15 protein-coding genes, 1 rRNA gene and 1 riboswitch are annotated in these 17,543 nt (G+C 56.8%); of the genes, 14 read left to right on the forward strand and 2 right to left on the reverse strand.

Annotated elements, in window-relative coordinates:
• Positions 1-125: 125 nt before the first annotated feature.
• From rrf to BM155_RS16235, 4 genes are all read left to right on the forward strand, one after another.
• Positions 126-241: ribosomal RNA gene (gene rrf / locus BM155_RS16220) — 5S ribosomal RNA — on the forward strand.
• Positions 242-464: 223 nt separating this feature from the next.
• Complete coding sequence (locus BM155_RS16225; protein ID WP_254773221.1) at positions 465-1,169, forward strand: sulfite exporter TauE/SafE family protein; 705 nt, start codon at positions 465-467, stop codon at positions 1,167-1,169.
• An 11-nt stretch (positions 1,170-1,180) separates the two neighbouring features.
• Positions 1,181-2,548, forward strand: a complete 1,368-nt coding sequence (gene safD, locus BM155_RS16230; RefSeq protein WP_074904334.1) for a sulfoacetaldehyde dehydrogenase SafD — start codon at positions 1,181-1,183, stop codon at positions 2,546-2,548.
• Between the two features lie 227 nt (positions 2,549-2,775).
• Positions 2,776-4,353, forward strand: coding sequence for a thioredoxin domain-containing protein (locus BM155_RS16235; RefSeq protein ID WP_067153970.1), 1,578 nt, complete (start codon positions 2,776-2,778; stop codon positions 4,351-4,353).
• A gap of 53 nt (positions 4,354-4,406) precedes the next feature.
• On the opposite strand, the gene BM155_RS16240 is transcribed toward BM155_RS16235, so the two are convergent.
• A complete protein-coding gene (locus BM155_RS16240; protein ID WP_067153968.1) occupies positions 4,407-5,333 on the reverse strand; it encodes an SGNH/GDSL hydrolase family protein in 927 nt (308 codons plus the stop codon).
• A gap of 249 nt (positions 5,334-5,582) precedes the next feature.
• Positions 5,583-5,681, forward strand: a riboswitch (TPP riboswitch).
• Positions 5,682-5,766: 85 nt separating this feature from the next.
• Between BM155_RS16240 and thiC the strand changes: the two genes are divergently transcribed.
• The 9 genes from thiC (at position 5,767) to BM155_RS16285 (ending at position 14,216) form a co-directional block, all read left to right on the forward strand.
• The gene (gene thiC / locus BM155_RS16245) at positions 5,767-7,677 is read left to right on the forward strand and encodes a phosphomethylpyrimidine synthase ThiC (RefSeq protein WP_074904337.1); all 1,911 of its coding nucleotides are present in this window, start codon (positions 5,767-5,769) and stop codon (positions 7,675-7,677) included.
• 67 nt (positions 7,678-7,744) lie between these two features.
• Positions 7,745-8,821, forward strand: coding sequence for a glycine oxidase ThiO (thiO, locus tag BM155_RS16250; protein ID WP_254773218.1), 1,077 nt, complete (start codon positions 7,745-7,747; stop codon positions 8,819-8,821).
• Entirely contained in the window at positions 8,821-9,021 is a 201-nt protein-coding gene (thiS, locus tag BM155_RS16255; RefSeq protein WP_067153961.1) for a sulfur carrier protein ThiS, read from the forward strand. The genes thiO and thiS overlap by 1 nt, the downstream gene beginning before the upstream one ends.
• Positions 9,022-9,029: 8 nt before the next feature.
• The gene (locus BM155_RS16260) at positions 9,030-9,836 is read left to right on the forward strand and encodes a thiazole synthase (RefSeq protein ID WP_083421242.1); all 807 of its coding nucleotides are present in this window, start codon (positions 9,030-9,032) and stop codon (positions 9,834-9,836) included.
• Positions 9,837-9,846: 10 nt separating this feature from the next.
• Positions 9,847-11,391: a thiamine phosphate synthase gene (gene thiE / locus BM155_RS16265; RefSeq protein WP_074904345.1), complete on the forward strand. Its 1,545-nt coding sequence runs from the start codon at positions 9,847-9,849 to the stop codon at positions 11,389-11,391.
• Entirely contained in the window at positions 11,385-12,146 is a 762-nt protein-coding gene (locus BM155_RS16270) for a HesA/MoeB/ThiF family protein (RefSeq protein ID WP_067153950.1), read from the forward strand. The genes thiE and BM155_RS16270 overlap by 7 nt, the downstream gene beginning before the upstream one ends.
• Positions 12,143-12,514 (forward strand): c-type cytochrome, encoded by a 372-nt coding sequence (locus tag BM155_RS16275; protein WP_231902349.1) that lies wholly within the window; start codon positions 12,143-12,145, stop codon positions 12,512-12,514. Before BM155_RS16270 ends, BM155_RS16275 begins: the two co-directional genes overlap by 4 nt.
• Before the next feature lie 26 nt (positions 12,515-12,540).
• Positions 12,541-13,554 (forward strand): Vgb family protein, encoded by a 1,014-nt coding sequence (locus tag BM155_RS16280; RefSeq protein ID WP_067153944.1) that lies wholly within the window; start codon positions 12,541-12,543, stop codon positions 13,552-13,554.
• A 191-nt stretch (positions 13,555-13,745) separates the two neighbouring features.
• Positions 13,746-14,216, forward strand: coding sequence for a Dps family protein (locus BM155_RS16285; protein WP_067153941.1), 471 nt, complete (start codon positions 13,746-13,748; stop codon positions 14,214-14,216).
• A 130-nt stretch (positions 14,217-14,346) separates the two neighbouring features.
• Here the strand turns inward: BM155_RS16285 and BM155_RS16290 are convergent, their stop codons facing one another.
• Positions 14,347-15,225 carry a LysR family transcriptional regulator gene (locus BM155_RS16290; RefSeq protein ID WP_067157796.1) on the reverse strand — a complete coding sequence of 293 codons (879 nt, stop codon included), beginning with the start codon at positions 15,223-15,225 and terminating at the stop codon, positions 14,347-14,349.
• Positions 15,226-15,417: 192 nt separating this feature from the next.
• Here BM155_RS16290 and BM155_RS16295 point away from each other — a divergent pair, with 192 nt between their 5' ends.
• Complete coding sequence (locus tag BM155_RS16295) at positions 15,418-17,394, forward strand: acetoacetate--CoA ligase (RefSeq protein ID WP_074904348.1); 1,977 nt, start codon at positions 15,418-15,420, stop codon at positions 17,392-17,394.
• Positions 17,395-17,543: the final 149 nt, after the last annotated feature.

Below are 17,543 nucleotides of genomic sequence, written 5' to 3' on the forward strand. Positions count from 1 at the left end.
TACAGTTTGTTTCACCGACTTATTTGGGTTGGCTGTCAGCGCTGAGAGATCAGCGAGGCAAACGGACAGTCAAACGGCAAGGCAGAGCAAAAGCTCATAAGACCGGAGCCACCCAAGCCAGTTTGCCTGACGACAATAGAGTTGTGGAACCACCTGATCCCATGCCGAACTCAGAAGTGAAACGCAACATCGCCGATGGTAGTGTGGGGCTTCCCCATGTGAGAGTAGGTCATCGTCAGGCGCCAAATCGAAAGGCCACCCAACTGGGTGGCCTTTTTTTATGCCCGAAATCCTCTGTCATTAGGCTCAGATCAGTCCGAAGTGTCCTTATTTAACCGGCTTCGGACCCGCGAATACTGGGTTTGAGACTTATCCACCAATAGACTGCTCCGATTACTACTCCAACAAAGAGGTCTGTTTTGGCGGAACTGGGGGACATTTCCAGTTTGGCGTTGGCACTTTTGTTGCTGGCCTGTGCCGTCAGTGCATTTATCTCCGCGGTAGCCGGCGGGGCTGGTGGCGTACTGATGTTTGCGGCATTGAATACTGCTATCCCTCTGCGAATACTGATTCCTATTCACGGCGCTGTACAGCTGATAAATAATCTTGCACGTGTCTATTATGTTCGCAGGTATATTCGCTGGGATTTATGTCTGCCATTTTTCGTCGGCTGCTCCCTGGGTTCCGCGGTTATCACAATGGGAATGGCCAATCTCGCGTGGCAACAGTTGCCGCTGCTTTTGTTGGCATTGCTGGTTTTTTACACAGTGTTTAAGCCTGCAAGGCTGCCGGAGATTCGACTTGCACCCCGCCACTATTTTTGGGTTGGAACGGCCTCTGGTTCTCTCGGCATCCTGGCTGGTGCGGTAGACCCTTTGCTGGCTGCGTTTTTTGTACGAAGAGACTTACACCCTAGGGAAGTGGTGGCCAGTAAATCGGCGATGCAGGCCTGGTGTCATGCGCTCAAGATTCCGGCATTTATTTATATTGGCTTCACCTTTTCTGATTATTGGCTGCTGATATTGCTTCTGACTGTCGCCGCAGTGGTGGGAACCCGCGTCGGTATCGCACTGTTGGATCGCTTAAACAGCGGGCTGTTTTTTAAATTGATGCGGGCGGCCCTGTTAGTTGCAGGCCTGCGCTTTGTTTATCAACTGGTCACTGTCTAAATGAGGGCGTGATGGCGGACTATCAGATTATAAATCCTTACACCGGTAATTTGATCGAGGCGTACCACTTTGCTTCCGAGCAGGATATCGACAGGGCTCTCACGACTCTGGCCGCTGGCAGGGCGCTACAGCATGAGGTCCCAGCTTATGAACGCTCGAATATACTGATGCGCTTGGCGCAATTACTGCTTGAGCGGAAAGAGGACTTGGCACAGCTGATTACGGAGGAAACGGGCAAGACTATCAGTGATAGCAGGGTAGAGATCGATCGGGCCTATAACACTGCGTTGGCCTGCGCCATGGAGGCTCGGGCAATAAATGGTGAAGCGCTCGACTCCGACTCCTTTCCACCCCAGCGGGAGAAAATTGGTATTGTACTTTGGAAACCGCTGGGCACAGTACTTTGTATCACTCCATTTAACTTCCCTATTAATATCGCCATGCATAAGATCGGTCCGGCCTTTGCGGCAGGGAACACGATACTGTTCAAGCCGGGGCCTCAGAATAAGCGTTCCGCGGAGTTTTTTGTGGCGCTTTGCTATTCTGCCGGGATGGATGAGTCCGTACTGCAAATGGTGATTCCCGATATTGATGCTACCGGCTATGCGGTCGCCCATTCGCAGGTGCACGCGATCAATTTCACCGGGGGCACCGCTGCGGCCAAAGCGATTGCCGCCCGGGCCGGTTATAAAAAACTATTGTTTGAGCTGGGAGGAAATGATCCGCTGATCGTGATGCAGGATGCCGACTTGGATAGAGCGGTCTCGGCAGCAATCAATCAGCGTTTCGCCACAGCAGGCCAACGCTGTACTGCCGCTAAGCGTGTGTTTGTACACCGACAAATTTATAATGCCTTTCGCGACAAACTGATTTTGGCGGCGGAAAAGCTGAAAGTTGGAGACCCCACTGAGGAGGATACCTTTGTCGGCCCTCTGATTCACGCTGGCGCCGCGGGTCAAGTGGAAGCGCGAATCAATTCAGCTATAGAAAATGGCGCAAGGGTGCTTGTGGGGAACCGGCGAGAGGGCAATATTGTTTGGCCGACTGTGCTAGAAAACGTGCCTGATGATGCAGAATTGGTAGCGGAAGAAACCTTTGGACCAGTTATCCCACTGCGTGTCTTTGATACCGTGGATGAACTGGTTTCCCTGGTTAATGTGTCTTCTTTTGGCCTGCAGGCCGGGGTCTTTACCCGCGACCTGCTACTGGCCAAACAGCTGTTTAACCGGCTCGATGTCGGTCTGTTGGCAGTCAACGACGGCCCCGGTTTCCGCGCCGAGCACTTTCCTTTCGGTGGCGTAAAAGAAAGTGGAATAGGACGGGAAGGGGTCCGGTATGCGATACGGGAGATGAGCATACAGAAAACCCTGGTGCTGTAGTCCTGTGACCACACCTTGGGCGCGCTGCCGCTATGTCTTGCAATGGCTAATTAACGCCGGTGCGCGTGATTCGCGCAGGGCGCCACGCACAGAAAGAGAATTTACCCGCCGGAGTTGAAAAGCATTTCTCACTTTGAGTGTCTCCAGTCGGTTGGATACCAGATTTGCCTTGTTCTCGGGTGGCTTGCTGATAGCATGGCGTAGTCGTCAACAACAACGATAAAGCCATGATAAACCTGAAAGTTACACTGTGGTGGCCGCTGTTTTTTTTGTTTGTCCTGTGCTTTTCCGCTTGTTCTAAATCGCACAACAAAGCCGCCGTACAGGACGACACTACCGGGCAAGATGTGGTGGTTGCTCGTACCGCTACGCGGGAAATAACCGCGGCAGAGTTGGATGACGCTCTTAAGCTGGAGCTGCACGATCTTGCCGTGGCGGCATATCAGCTGCGCCTGAAGGGAATTTCGGAAATCCTTCACCGGAGTGGGGGCGAAAGTGAGGGTGCCCTCGAAATTTTTTTATCACCGCCGCAGCCACCGCGTATAGTGTTGCCGGAGAACAGTCGCACTCCGCGCGGCAATCCGGAGGCCCCGGTCACCATTGCCGTTTTTTGCTCCTATCAATCCCCGCACTGTAAATCTATTCAGCCTGTACTGCGCCAGCTGACTACCGATTATGCCGGCTGGGTCAAGCTGGTTCTGTACGATCTGCCGTTGAAATTTCACCGAGAGGGCATCTCCGCCGCGGTGGCAGCGCGCTGCGCTGAAGCGCAGGGCACTCTCTGGAGCTATCAGGATGGACTCTATGCTTACCTCGGTGAACTTGGTACTAAAGCCTACCGTCAATTGGCGATACAAACGGGATTGGATTTGGAGGCATTTCAAGGGTGTCTGCGGGAGAAACTTCAACGGGATCAGGTTCGCACGGATATGCAATTCGCTTCCGAAGTTGGCCTGAGGAAAGTGCCTATCGTCTTTATCAACGGCCTCTATATCAAAGGCCTCCAGCCGTATGAACACTACGCCTACTGGGTGAAGGAAGAGCTGAGCCGCTTGGGGGTTAACGATGGGCAGCAGCATCCCTGGGCCTTGCAGCGCGATGAAAACCTGCCGCCAACGGCTTTGCCCCTGACACTTGTGGGGATCAGCCTGTCCGAAATAAAAGAAAATTCCCACGCCTTGATTCAAGTGGAGGCGGAGCGGGCGCAGAAATACCGGGAAGGAGACACGATTGTACCCGGAGTAAGCTTGCAGGGGATTTCCCGCGCGTACGTGTTGCTCGATAACCGGGGAGCGACGGAAAAACTGGTGTTGCGCGGAAAGGCGGGTGATAGGGTACCTCTCACCCTGACGAGAGCGCGGGACGAAGAGACTCGGCGCCGTATAGAGCAGCCTATGGGGGAGAGTGGCCGTAAACTTATTGAGCCGTCTGCGGTACTGCCGTTGGGGCAAAAGTGGCTGGAAGAGCAACTTCAGAATCGCGCTGAGTTAGAGAAGAAATTTGTCGCGGCAGAACTGGAAGTGGAAGGGCACCAGCTGTTACGACTGGAAGGGATTGCCGATAATGAATTTTTCACAGCGCTGGGTTTTCAGGATAAGGATGTACTGCTGCGCGTAAATGACACCTGGGTGCACAGCGGGCAGAATAGCCTTTGGGATGCACTCACCAGTGGTGAGATAGTTGATGTGGTATTTATGCGCAATGGACTTCCGCACCGTCTGCAATACGTTGTCGAAGAGCGGGGTTATTTCGAGAAGGAGGGCGCTGATAACGGTGGTGACGAAGAAGGGAACAGTGAGGATTGACCGGGGCCGCTAGTCTGCTGCCCCGGGTTCACCGTATTTGGCTGGGTTAAGGCTCAGGTATCAGGGTTGCCACTCCAGAGCAGATCAGCAACAATGTTTTGCCCCTGAATACTGGGGTGGAAGCAATCTCCTCCATCAATATCATCCTTGCTGAATTGGAAGGTGCCGGCATTGAGATTTTCCTCTCCGTTATACTCGGCCACCACCTCAACGCCATTGATGCCATTATAACTGGCTGCTTCCTCGGCGAGGATTTCATTGTAGCGTTTTTGGGCTGCGTTGATTCCAGCGTAGCGGGTGGCAAAATCCTCGCCGTTCATGGTGCCGCCGTTGGTGGCGATACGGCAGATGCTGAAAGTGGACCAGACATTTTCGCAACGCACACCGGAATCCGATGCCTCTTTATCCAGACCCGCTGCACGCAGGTCTTGCACCCTTGGTACCGAGCCCAATAGTACCGTCGAGCCACTGGGCAGGCCGTTTACCAGCTTGTCCAGACCGGCCTGGACGGCGGAGCGCCACTCGCTGTCGGTGTAGAGTGGGTTGTCACAGTTGGCCGGATCGACACAGTCTCGGTTACAGATGTCATTGCCGCCGAGCATGACTTCCACATGGTCGGGAAGGGTTGTCTGGGAAAGTATCTCGTCAGCCTGGGTTGAGAAATTATTGCTGCCGCCGCGCATTTCGGAACCTGATTCGGCCGCGTCTTTATTGGCGGTAATACCCGGAGCTATGGTCTTGTACTTGTCATGCACGCTTTCCACCGAGTTATCCCAGCCGTCAAACCAAGAGTGCTCTGGTTGATCCCCCCCCAGGAGGCAGAAAAGATCCCAAAAATAGCGGTTGCGCGTACAGTCTGCGCCGAAGCCCATGGTAATGCTGTCACCCGCGGCTACCGCTTTGTCGGGGGCCGCGGAAATGGAGCTGGCTGATGTCAGGCTGAGGAATACCGCTATGAATACACCGTATTTTTTTAACATTGTTGTTCTCCCTTTCGGCTTTTCCAGTTCGCTTATTGTTGATTCCGGTTGTTGTGTACTACGGTGAACGTCTGGCAGTGTAACTCCCTGCTTCGAGAGGGGCCTACGCAAAAATAGCAGACTCAAAGGTCAGTTATCCGGATTTTGACTTGTGTTTCAGTTTGGTCGCTAAATACAACAGCTATCAAGTGTGGGAGAATCCGTGTCGAGGCGACTTGTTCAATAGGTGGGGCATCCACTATACTCCGGCTCTACTTGTCGGAGTGCCTGCGGGCTGAGATCGCTGTCGCGAGATCCGTTGAACCTGATCGGGGTAACCCCCGCGTAGGGAACAAGGTCTGAAGTCGTATTGGTTGCAGAAAATGCGGCTTTTCTCTGTCTGTCTGCCCCTGGGCGCTGCGTTGTCAATTTTACGTAAGCTACAGGTGGCAAAATGTCAGAAATCAGCGAACAAGCAGGCCTTACCGCAAAGCCTTCCCGCGCCGCCAGCCGGGATTCCGCCAAATCGTTCCTTGAAAATCTTACCGCCCAATCTTTCCCGAATTCCCACAAAATTTATCTGGAGGGCAGCAGGATGGATATTCGCGTGGGTGTGCGCGAGATCCGCCTGGCGGACAGTATTGTCGGTGGCGATGAAAAGAATCCACAGCTGGAACCCAATGCGCCACTGCAGGTGTACGATACCTCGGGGCCATACTCAGATCCGAATTGCCGCATCAACGTCCGTAAGGGATTGCCGAAATTGCGCGAAGTCTGGATTGACGAGCGTGGAGATACGGAACCGTTGAATTCCCGTCAGGCTGCCTACAGCCAGCAGCGGCTCGCTGACCGAGGACTGGACCATATTCGCTTTGAAAATCTGCCGTCGCCGCGCAGGGCAAGGGCGGGCCTGAACGTATCGCAGATGCACTATGCGCGCCGCGGCATCATCACCCCGGAAATGGAATGTATCGCCATCCGCGAGAACATGGGCCGTGCCCGTATTGCCGATGCGCTGGATGAGTCCCATTACAAAAAAGCTCGTGAAGGCATCTATATTCCGGAGCAGATTACGCCGGAATTCGTGCGTCGAGAAGTCGCCGAGGGCCGTGCAATTATTCCGGCCAACATCAATCATCCGGAATTAGAGCCGATGATTATCGGCCGAAATTTTCTCTGCAAAGTGAACGCGAATATTGGTAATTCTGCGGTCACTTCTTCAATTGAAGAGGAGGTAGAGAAATTGGTCTGGGCGATCAAGTGGGGCGCCGACACGGTGATGGACCTCTCCACCGGTGCCAACATCCACGAAACCCGCGAGTGGATCCTCCGCAACTCACCGGTGCCTATCGGCACTGTACCCATATACCAAGCGCTGGAAAAAGTAGGTGGTATTGCCGAAGATCTGAACTGGGCCGTTTTTCGCGATACCCTTATCGAGCAGGCAGAGCAGGGCGTGGATTATTTCACGATTCACGCCGGTGTATTGTTGCGTTATGTACCGCTGACGGCGAAGCGCCTGACCGGTATCGTCTCGCGCGGTGGTTCTATCATGGCCAAGTGGTGCCTTGCCCACCATAAAGAGAATTTTCTTTACACGCATTTTGAAGAAATCTGCGAGATTATGAAGGCTTACGATGTGAGCTTCAGTCTCGGTGACGGCTTGCGTCCGGGATCTATTGCCGATGCCAATGACGAAGCCCAGTTTGCCGAGCTGCGCACCCTTGGTGAGCTGACGGAGATCGCATGGAAGCACGATGTACAGACCATGATCGAAGGACCGGGGCACGTGGCGATGCACAAGATCCGGGAAAATATGGACGAACAACTCAAGCATTGCCACGGCGCGCCATTTTATACCCTCGGCCCACTGACAACGGATATAGCCCCCGGTTATGACCATATCACCTCCGGTATAGGGGCGGCCATGATCGGCAGCTACGGTTGCGCCATGCTCTGCTACGTGACCCCGAAGGAGCACCTGGGGTTACCCAATAAGGAGGATGTCAAGGAAGGTTTGATGGCGTATAAGATTGCTGCGCACGCGGCCGATTTGGCCAAGGGGCATCCCCGCGCGCAGCAGCGCGATCACGCACTGTCCAAAGCCCGCTTCGAATTCCGTTGGGAAGACCAATTCAATCTGGGCCTGGACCCGGAGCGTGCGCGCAGCTATCACGACGAAACCCTGCCAAAGGAATCCGGCAAGGTCGCCCACTTCTGCTCCATGTGCGGTCCGAAATTCTGTTCCATGAAAATAACCCGTGACGTGCGCGACTACGCCGCCAAACAGGAGGCGGAAAAGGGCATGGAAGAAATGGCGGTCAAATTCAAGGATATGGGAAGCGAGTTGTATCACAAGGGGTGACGGCGGCTTGCGGTTTTCACACTGGATTGCAGTCCACTCATTCCATAAATATTGACGGAAAACACTTGTGACTAAAAACAGGCTTCCCCGAATTGCTATCGCTGGCGGCGGTCTTATGGGCCGCCTGCTGGCCTGGCGTCTGCCGCCGCAGCAATTCGATGTCACCTTGTACGAAGCGCGCGAATTTTCACTCCCCCGCGGTGCCTGTTGGACTGCGGCCGGCATGATCGCACCCTTGTCAGAGCTGGTGCACAGCTGCCGGGAAATCTACGAGTTAGGCGTGCGCAGTCTGACTCTCTGGCGGGATTGGGTGAATACCATCGAGACGCGCACCGGGCAGTCGGTTTGTTTTCGCAATGCAGGCAGTCTGTTGGTGGCGCATAGGCAGGATAAAAGCGAACTACTGCAATTCCAGCGCGAATTGCAGGGTAAGCTGAATGGCGAAGTCTCCGCCTATGTGCAAGAACTCGATGCGGAACAACTGCGTCAGCTTGAGCCGACCTTGGAACACTTCGAGCAGGGGCTTTACTTGCGTAATGAAGGCGATATCGATAACCGCCGCCTGCTGCCCCTTTTACTGTGCGAGATAAGTCGCCAGGGCGTGCATTTGATTGAGCAATCTCCGGTGGAGTGTGAGCCCTTTGCAATCAATAGTGATAGGGGGCGCGAGGAGTTTGACTGCGTGATCGACTGTCGCGGACTGGGCGCCGGGGAACGGGTAAAGGGGCTGCGCGGTGTGCGCGGAGAGGTGATGGTGGTGGAAACCAGCGAGGTGGCTCTGCACCGGCCTGTGCGCTTATTGCACCCGCGCTATCAACTCTACGCGGTGCCCAGGGAAGAGGGCCGCACGGTGATTGGCGCCACCGAAATCGAGAGCGAGGATATGTCTCCGATATCCGTGCGCTCGACGATGGAGCTCTCTTCCGCACTCTACTCGCTACACCCCGCCTTCGCCGAAGCGCGCATTGTGGAAACCCGGGTCAACTGCCGCCCGGCCACCATGGACAATATGCCCTATCTCCACAGTGAGTCGGGGCTGGTGTGCGTCAATGGCCTTTACCGTCACGGTTATTTGCTGGCACCGGCGTTGGTGGAACAGGTAGAGCGGAGAATCGAACAACAAATCAATGGGGAGAAAGTCTGATGCGGATTTTCGTCAACGGTGAGGCGCGGATTGTTGAAGGTTCCCCGGATCTGGCCAGCCTCCTGCAGCAGATGGAATACAGCGGAGAGACATTCGCAGTGGCGGTCAACGGCGACTTTGTACCGCGCTCGGAATATCCGCGTACACAAATACAAGACGGCGATACCCTGGACGTGGTGGCGCCGGTGGTCGGGGGGTAGTGCTAGCTGTGAGCGATCCATTAAAACTCTACGGCAGGGCTTTTGGCAGCCGCTTACTGGTCGGTACCGCCCTTTATCCATCGCCGGCAGTGATGCGCGAAGCCGTACGCGAATCGGGGGCAGAAATTATTACCTTGTCCCTGCGCCGACAAAACCCGCAGCAGCGGCAGGGCAGAATGCTGTGGGATTACATCCGCGAATCCGGCTGTTGGCTGTTGCCGAACACCGCTGGCTGCAAAACCCCGCGGGAGGTGATTACTCTGGCGGAGATGTCGCGGGAAATTTTCCAGACCGACTGGATCAAGCTGGAAGTGATCGGCGACGACTACAATCTTCAGCCGGATCCCTACGGCCTGATTGAGGCCGCGAGAGAACTGGTAATACGCGGCTTTAAAGTACTGCCCTACTGTACCGACGACCTAGTTGTTTGCCGCAAATTGCTCGACGCGGGCTGCGAAGTACTGATGCCCTGGGGGGCACCGATCGGCACGGGACAGGGGCTGTTGAACAAATACAACCTGCGGACACTGCGCGAACGCCTGCCGGATACACCGCTGATTATCGATGCCGGTGTCGGTGCGCCTTCGCAGGCGGCGGAAGCGATGGAGATGGGCTACGACGCCGTGCTGCTCAATACCGCCATTGCCAAGGCTCAGGACCCGGTACAAATGGCGCGGGCTTTCCGCCTCGCCGTACAGGCCGGGCGCGAAGCATATAGGGCCGGTCTGATGGTGAAGCGCCAGACCGCAAGCCCCAGCACCCCGACCCTGGATATGCCTTTCTGGCAGCAGGTAGATAAGACACAGCAGGATTGATTGGCGATTTATGCGAGCGACTTCTCCCGGGCAAAAGCCCATTGTTTGGTCCATTGCGGGCAGTGATTCCGGCGGCGGGGCTGGCATACAGGCCGATCTGCTGACCTTTGCCGATATGGGGTGCCACGGCTGTACCGCGATCACGGCCAACACCGCACAAAACACACTGGAGGTGGCCGCCGTAAATGCGGTGGCACCGGAAGTACTGGCATCGCAGCTGGACGCACTGCGTCGCGACCTCTTTCCCGCGGCCATCAAAATCGGACTGCTCGCCAACGCCGAACAGGTCATACTTATCGCAGAATTTTTACGGGCGCTGTTGAAGGTTAAGCAAATTCCCGTGGTCTACGACCCGGTGGCCGTGGCCAGTAGTGGCGGGACGCTGACCGAGGGCAATATTGGCGAAGCCGTTGTCGATCATTTATTGCCGCTGTGTGATCTTGTCACGCCCAATCTGCATGAACTGGAGTGGTTGGTCCGCGCCGCCGCAAACGACGCCGGAGAGAGAATAAAGGCCGCGCGGCGACTGTGCGACCGTGGTTGCGGTGCTGTATTGGTCACCGGTGGTCACCGCGAACTTGTGCACGGCGAAGTCGCCGATCTGCTGTGGGACGGCAATGACGTCGATTGGTTTATCGGGAAAAAAATTGCCAATAACAACAGTCACGGCACCGGTTGTACCTTGTCTTCCGCCATCGCCGCCTGCCTTGCCCGGGGCTATCCGCTGCGGGATGCCTGTGTAGTGGCCAAGGCTTATGTACAGCGGGGGCTGCGACTGGGGAGCGCGGGCACCGGTTCCGGTATCGCCCCGGTGGGTCACTGCGGCTGGCCATCTGAGCTGCGGGATTACCCGGAGATATTGCTGCCGACTGAGAGCCGGGCGGCGGCCTATGCCTACACAGACAATTCCTGGCAAGGCGCTTTTGTGCAGGGATTTGCCACACCGGATACCACCGCACTGGGGTTATATCCGGTGGTGGATTCCGTGGCCTGGCTGGAGAAACTCGCGGCGCTGGGGGTGCGTACCCTGCAGTTGCGGATCAAGAATCCCGATGAAAACCTCCGCGAACAGGTGCAGCGCGCCGTGGCCATTGGCAAGAAATACCAGCTGCGTCTGTTTATCAACGATTACTGGCAGCTGGCAATCGACTGTGATGCTTACGGCGTGCACCTCGGACAGGAGGACCTGCGCTGCGCCGATCTCGCCGCGATCAAGGCCGCGGGTCTGAAACTGGGCATCAGCACCCACGGATTTTACGAATTACTGCTCGCCTACCGCTATCGCCCAAGCTATCTGGCGATTGGAGCGATATACGCCACTGATACCAAAGACATGGGTGGCCAGCTGCAGGGAACCGAAAAGCTCGCGCGCATGGCCGAGCTTCTGCCGGAGTACCCTCTGGTCGCCATCGGCGGTATCAACCGTGCCCGGGCACCGGAGGTACTGGCGACTGGAGTGGGCAGTATCGCGGTGGTCAGCGCCGTTACCAAGGCGGATGACTACCGACGTGCGGTCGAGCAATTCCAGACGTTGATGGGGCCTTGCATATGCTGAGCCGGAAAGAATTGCAGCGTTACAGTCGCCAGATTATGTTGCCTCAAGTGGGGGAGGTCGGGCAGCAAAAACTATCCGCGGCGCGGGTGATGGTGGTTGGGCTGGGCGGGCTCGGCAGCCCGGTGGCACTCTATCTGGCCGCTGCCGGTGTGGGGGAACTCCACTTGGTGGACGGTGACAAGGTGGAAGTATCCAACCTGCAGCGTCAGATCCTATACAAAGTCAACCACCGGGAGAAACCCAAGGCAGAGGTGGCGGCACGGCAACTGACCGCGGCTAACCCGGAAATCCGGGTACATGCCCATCCTCATATGGCGAACCAGAACTGGTTGCGAAAGAGGGTAGCGGAGGTGGACTTGCTGCTCGACTGCACTGACAACCTGGAGACCCGCTATAGCATCAACCAGGTTTGCCGCGAAGTCGGGAGGCCAGTGGTGATGGCATCGGTGCGTGGTTTTTCCGGGCAGTTGATCAGTTTTGACTTTTCCACCAGCCGCTCGCCCTGCTACGCCTGCTTGTTTCCGCCCCGGCAGCAGCGGGAACCGCTGAACTGCGCTGGCGCCGGTGTCATAGGTCCGGCACTGGGGGTGATCGGCAGCATGCAGGCGCTGGAAGCGCTCAAGTTGTTGCTCGGTCTCCCCGTGGCCAGTCTGGCGCGGCTGCATTTATTTGAGGCGGAAACTCTGGAGTTGCGGCCGTTGCAAGTACAAGGTAATAATGACTGTCCCGTATGCGGGCAGAATCAACGATCGTGAAACGAATTGCAAAAGGTTTGACCGCGCTGGCACTGGTGGGTATTGCTGCGGGGTGCTCACAGGAGGATGGGGCGACCGGAAGCCAACGGGTCGCCGATGTGTCCGGAGGTGGGCAAATGAGCGTTATGGCGACCCGGGAGATCTACCTGCGCAGCTGTCACAGCTGTCACGGCAGCGGTGTCAGCGGTGCGCCGCGTACCGGTGATACCGCCGCCTGGGCGCCGCGCCTGGCCAAGGGCATGGACACGCTGGTTGCCAATGCAATCAACGGATATCAGGCAATGCCGCCAAGGGGGCTATGCTTTGACTGCAGCGAGGCGCAATTCGCCGATCTGATTCGCTATATGGCCAACTCTCCAGTGGATTAATTGGATACCAAGGACCGGAGCCAGAAATGTACAATTTTTCCCGTCGGTTCCCTTTTTCACTTTTCGTCGCATCCGTTGCTCTCTTGCTGCTTTCCGCCGATATCGCCGCACAGGGCAGTGCCCTGCAGGACAAGCTGGTTTTGAACGAATGGAAGGTCCCCTGGGGCGGGCGCCCCAGGGACCCTCATGTGGACGCCCAGGGCGATGTCTGGTTTTGCGGTCAGGGAGGTAACTATATCGGCCGCTTTTCACCGGTCAGCGGCATATTCAAACAGTTTTCCGTTCCGGACGGCTCCCATCCGCACAACCTGATTGTTGGAGACGGGGATCAAATCTGGTATGCGGGTAACCGCAATGCGCATATAGGACGTTTGAATCCGCAAAGCGGGGAAATACAGCGTTTTCCCATGCCCGAGGGCGTTGAAGATCCGCATACACTGATTTTCGGGTGCGACGGCAATATTTGGTTTACCGCCCAGAACAGCAACCGTATCGGCTGGCTGAATGTGTCCAGTGGTGAAGTGAAAGTGGTGGCGCCCAAAACCGCACGGGCGCGTCCTTACGGTATCAAGGTGGACAAAAACTGCCGGCCCTGGATCGCCCTGTTTGGGACCAACAAATTGGCCTGGGTGGAGCCGCGTACCATGGCGCTCACCGAGGTTGCACTTCCCCGTTCCGACGCGCGCCCGCGCAGGCTGGAGGTAGATGCCAACGGTAATATCTGGTACGTGGACTATGCGGAAGGCTATCTAGGCCGCTATGTTCCTGAATCCGGAAAGTTTACTGAGTGGAAGCTGCCCGGCGAGTCGCCGCGCCCCTACGGAACCGCACTGGACGGCAATGGGCGGATCTGGATTGCCGATACCGGAGTTATTCCCAATCGCCTGCTCGCCTTCGACATGGAGGCCGAGGCGTTTGTCAGCGAAAGCCGGATTCCCAGCGGTGGTAATGTGCGCCATATGTACTTCAACAGCGAGGACGGCAGTTTCTGGTTTGGAGTGGATACCGGTTATCTGGCGCAGGGAAAACCCCGTTCCTGAGCGCTGGTGCCGGTTGTAATGGAAGAATGCCGAGCGTGATCCATGGCACCCATGAACCTTTGTGCGTGTTCTGTTGTTCGTTCAGGGGGGGCTGAGAGGCGGATCGTATTTTTCTTGGACGGGGATCAGACAAAGGCTCCCTGCTGATTCGGAACGGTTTAAACCGGAAAGCCCAAAAGACGAGGTTATTCATGCAAAAGATAGATATCGGTATTGACGCCAAAGATCGCGAAAATATTGCCAGCGGACTGAAGCGTCTCCTGGCGGACAGTTATACCCTGTATCTGCAGACACACAATTTCCACTGGAATGTGACAGGCCCTATGTTCCGCGAGCTGCACTTGATGTTCGAAGAGCAGTACACCGAGTTGGCGCAAGCGGTGGACGATATCGCCGAGCGCATCCGCACCCTGGGGGCTCCGGCGCCGGGTACCTACCAGGCATTTGCGCAGCTCAGCTCCATCAAGGAAGTGGTGGAAATCCCTGAAGCCGAAAAAATGGTGGAGATCCTCACTCAGGGCCACGAGCAGGTGGTCAAAACCTGCCGTGAGGTGCTCAAAGCCGCTCAGGCGGGCGGGGACGAATCCACCCTGGCCCTGGTTTCCGATCGCATGCGCGTGCACGAAAAGACAGCCTGGATGCTACGGGCCACAGCTAGTTAAATCCCGATACCCCCCTTTGCCGCAGCGGCGCTTTGCGGCAACCCTCTCACAGATTTGCCGCCCCCTTTTGTGGGGCGGCAACTTTCCCCGGCGCCTCTGAGAGCTTTCCGCCAGTGCGGCACTAGCGGTGTTAGTCCGAAAGCAGCGCCAAAAATGCCTTTGCGGGCGCGGATAGTGCGCCGTGGCTTTTGATCAAGGCACCGACCTCCTGCGCCACCACCGGCGCGGACAAAGGCAGGCACTTGAGACCGTACTCGGTCATCTGGTTTTCACACATGCTGGGTACGGCACTGAGGCCCAGTCCCGCCTTCACCAGTCGCCCGATGGTGCTCAGCTGATTGGCCTCGCAAAGGCGTCGCACCGGCCTGCCGCATTGAGAAAAAGCTTGATCCGTCCAGCGCCGCACCGCTGAGCCGCGGTTCATACAAATAAACGGTTCGGCGGCGAGATGGCTCCAGCGCAACGACGGTCTCCCAGCCAGGGCATGGTCCATCGGCAGTACGGCGATAAAACGGTCGCGGGCAAAGGGCAGGAAATCCAACCCCTCCAGCTGATCCGGGCGGAAACTGATGCCCACCTCCGCGCGTTGTTCTTGCACCGCCTGTATGACCCGCTCCATAACAATATCCTCCAGCACTATGTCGATTGCTGGATAGGCCTGGTGAAAATTCGCCAGCAGTGCGGGTAGTTGATTCAGGGCAAAGGCGGGAATTGCCGCCAGCGTTAGTTGGCCGCGCTGTAGATGGAAACGCTGTTGTATGGCCTCCAGAGACTGGTCCCAGCTGCGCAACAGCTGTTCAGCGCGGCCGAGGAATTCGCGTCCCTCCGGGGTCAATGTCAACTGGCGGCTGTCGCGGCTGAACAGAGGGCCGCCGGCAATAGTTTCCAGATTGCGGATTGCTACCGACAGTGCGGGCTGGGAAATATGCAGTTGGGCGCTGGCCTCGGCCAGGTTTCGGCTGTGCGCTACGGCAACGAAGGCACGCAGTTGTTTGACGGTAGCGCTCACGGTCACTCCCCGGGGCTTTCGCCTATTTTCTGATAGTAATGTTAAATATAATTTAACAAATACTAGAAAATTTAAAATAGTTTTAACTGTTAGACCAAGGCATGATTGTTCGCGTCGCGCCGATGCGAATAATGGGCAGCGATGGGAAAGCGACTACCCTTGACAAAAACGAGCGAATTAGGGTCAACAGAGATGAACAACAATAATGTCCAGCCCCTGTGGCGACCGACCGAGCAAGCGATTGCTGCCACCCAGATGGATCAGTTTCGCCGCCGGACCAATGAGCGGCACGGCCTGAGTCTGGCGGATTATTCCGAGCTGTACCGTTGGTCCGTGGACAAGCGGGAGGCGTTCTGGAGCGACTTATGGGATTTTGCCGGAGTGATCGCCAGCCAGCGCGGTGAACGGGCACTGGCCCGCGATACGATGCCCGGCGCCGAGTGGTTTCCCGATGCGCGGCTCAACTTCGCCGAGAACCTGCTGCGCTACCGGGACGAGCGGATCGCCCTGGTAGAGTGGCTGGAAAACGGCAGGCGCCGCCAACTGACCTATGCCGAGCTCTACCGGCGCGTGGAGCGACTGGCCGCGGCCCTGGTGGCCCAGGGCGTGGAGCGGGGGGACCGGGTGGCCGGCTTTATGCCGAATATTATCGACACCGTTGTCGCCATGCTGGCCACCACAAGCCTCGGAGCGATCTGGACATCCTGTTCGCCGGACTTTGGTATCAATGGTGTACTGGACCGCTTTGGCCAGGTGCAGCCCAAGGTCCTTTTCGCCTGTGAAGGCTATTTCTACAACGGCAAAACCATCGACTCGCTGCCGCGTCTGACAGAGATAGTGGCGCGTATCGATTCCATCGAGCGTATGGTGGTGGTGCCGGTGGCGCGTTCCTTGGAGGACACGGCTGCGGCGGTGGGCACCCTGGAGAAAGCTGTGACGCTGGACGCCTTTGTCGATGCGGCACCGGAGCGGGCGCTCACCTTTACACAAACCGAATTCAACCATCCGCTTTACATCATGTACTCGTCCGGCACGACCGGCGTACCCAAGTGCATTGTCCACGGTGCTGGCGGCACACTGCTGCAGCATTTGAAGGAGCACCGCCTGCACTGTGATCTGAAGCGCGAGGACACGCTCTTCTATTTCACCACCTGTGGCTGGATGATGTGGAACTGGCTGGTGAGCGGTCTGGCCAGCGGTGCCACCCTGGTGCTGTTTGACGGTTCGCCTTTCTACCCCGCGGCGGAGAGCCTCTGGGATATGGTGGATGAGGAGCACATCAGTATTTTCGGTACCAGTGCCAAATATATCGCCGCGCTGGAGAAATCCGGCAGCAAGCCGCGTGAGACCCATCGGCTGGAGAAGCTGCGCGCGGTGCTCTCCACTGGTTCGCCTTTGGCCCACGAGGGTTTTCGGTACGTTTACCGGGATATCAAGGCTGATCTGTGCTTGTCTTCCATCTCCGGCGGCACTGACATTATTTCCTGCTTCGCCCTCGGCAACCCCACCCTGCCAGTCTACGCGGGCGAACTGCAGTGTCGCGGGTTGGGTATGGCAGTGGAAGTGTGGGATGACGACGGGCGGCCCGTTGTCGGTGAAAAAGGCGAACTGGTCTGTACCAAATCGTTTCCGTGTATGCCCATCGGCTTCTGGAACGACGAGGACGGCTGCAAATACCGAAGTGCTTACTTTGACAACTGGCCGGGCGTCTGGGCGCATGGTGACTATGCGGAGATTACCGAGCACGAGGGGGTGGTGATCTACGGCCGCTCCGATGCAGTGCTGAATCCCGGTGGTGTGCGTATCGGCACTGCGGAGATCTACCGCCAAGTGGAAAAGGTAGAGGAAGTGCTCGACAGCATCTGCATTGGCCAGGAGTGGAAGGGCGATGTGCGGGTAGTACTGTTCGTGGTGCTGCGCGAAGGTATCGAACTGAACGATGATCTGGTACAGAAGATTCGCAGCACCATCCGCGCCAATACCACGCCGCGCCATGTCCCCGCCAAGGTGGTGCAGGTTGCGGACATCCCCCGCACCATCAGCGGCAAAATCGTGGAGTTGGCGGTGCGCAATGTAGTACACGGCAAGCCGGTGAAGAATGTGGAGGCATTAGCCAATCCGGAAGCCCTGAAACTTTACGAAAACCTGCCAGCGCTGATGGAGGACTGACTGTCGTCGGCTTGTCATAAAGACAAGCCGTGTTTGGGAGGGCGCCTTGAGGCACCTCTGGTGAATCCGCGCAAGTGCTGCAGCTAGTTCCAGGATATCGCGTCTCGTTACCGCCAGCACGCGGATTTACCGGAGATTCTCTAGGGTCT

Source organism: Microbulbifer thermotolerans (genome assembly GCF_900112305.1).
Lineage (GTDB): Bacteria > Pseudomonadota > Gammaproteobacteria > Pseudomonadales > Cellvibrionaceae > Microbulbifer > Microbulbifer thermotolerans.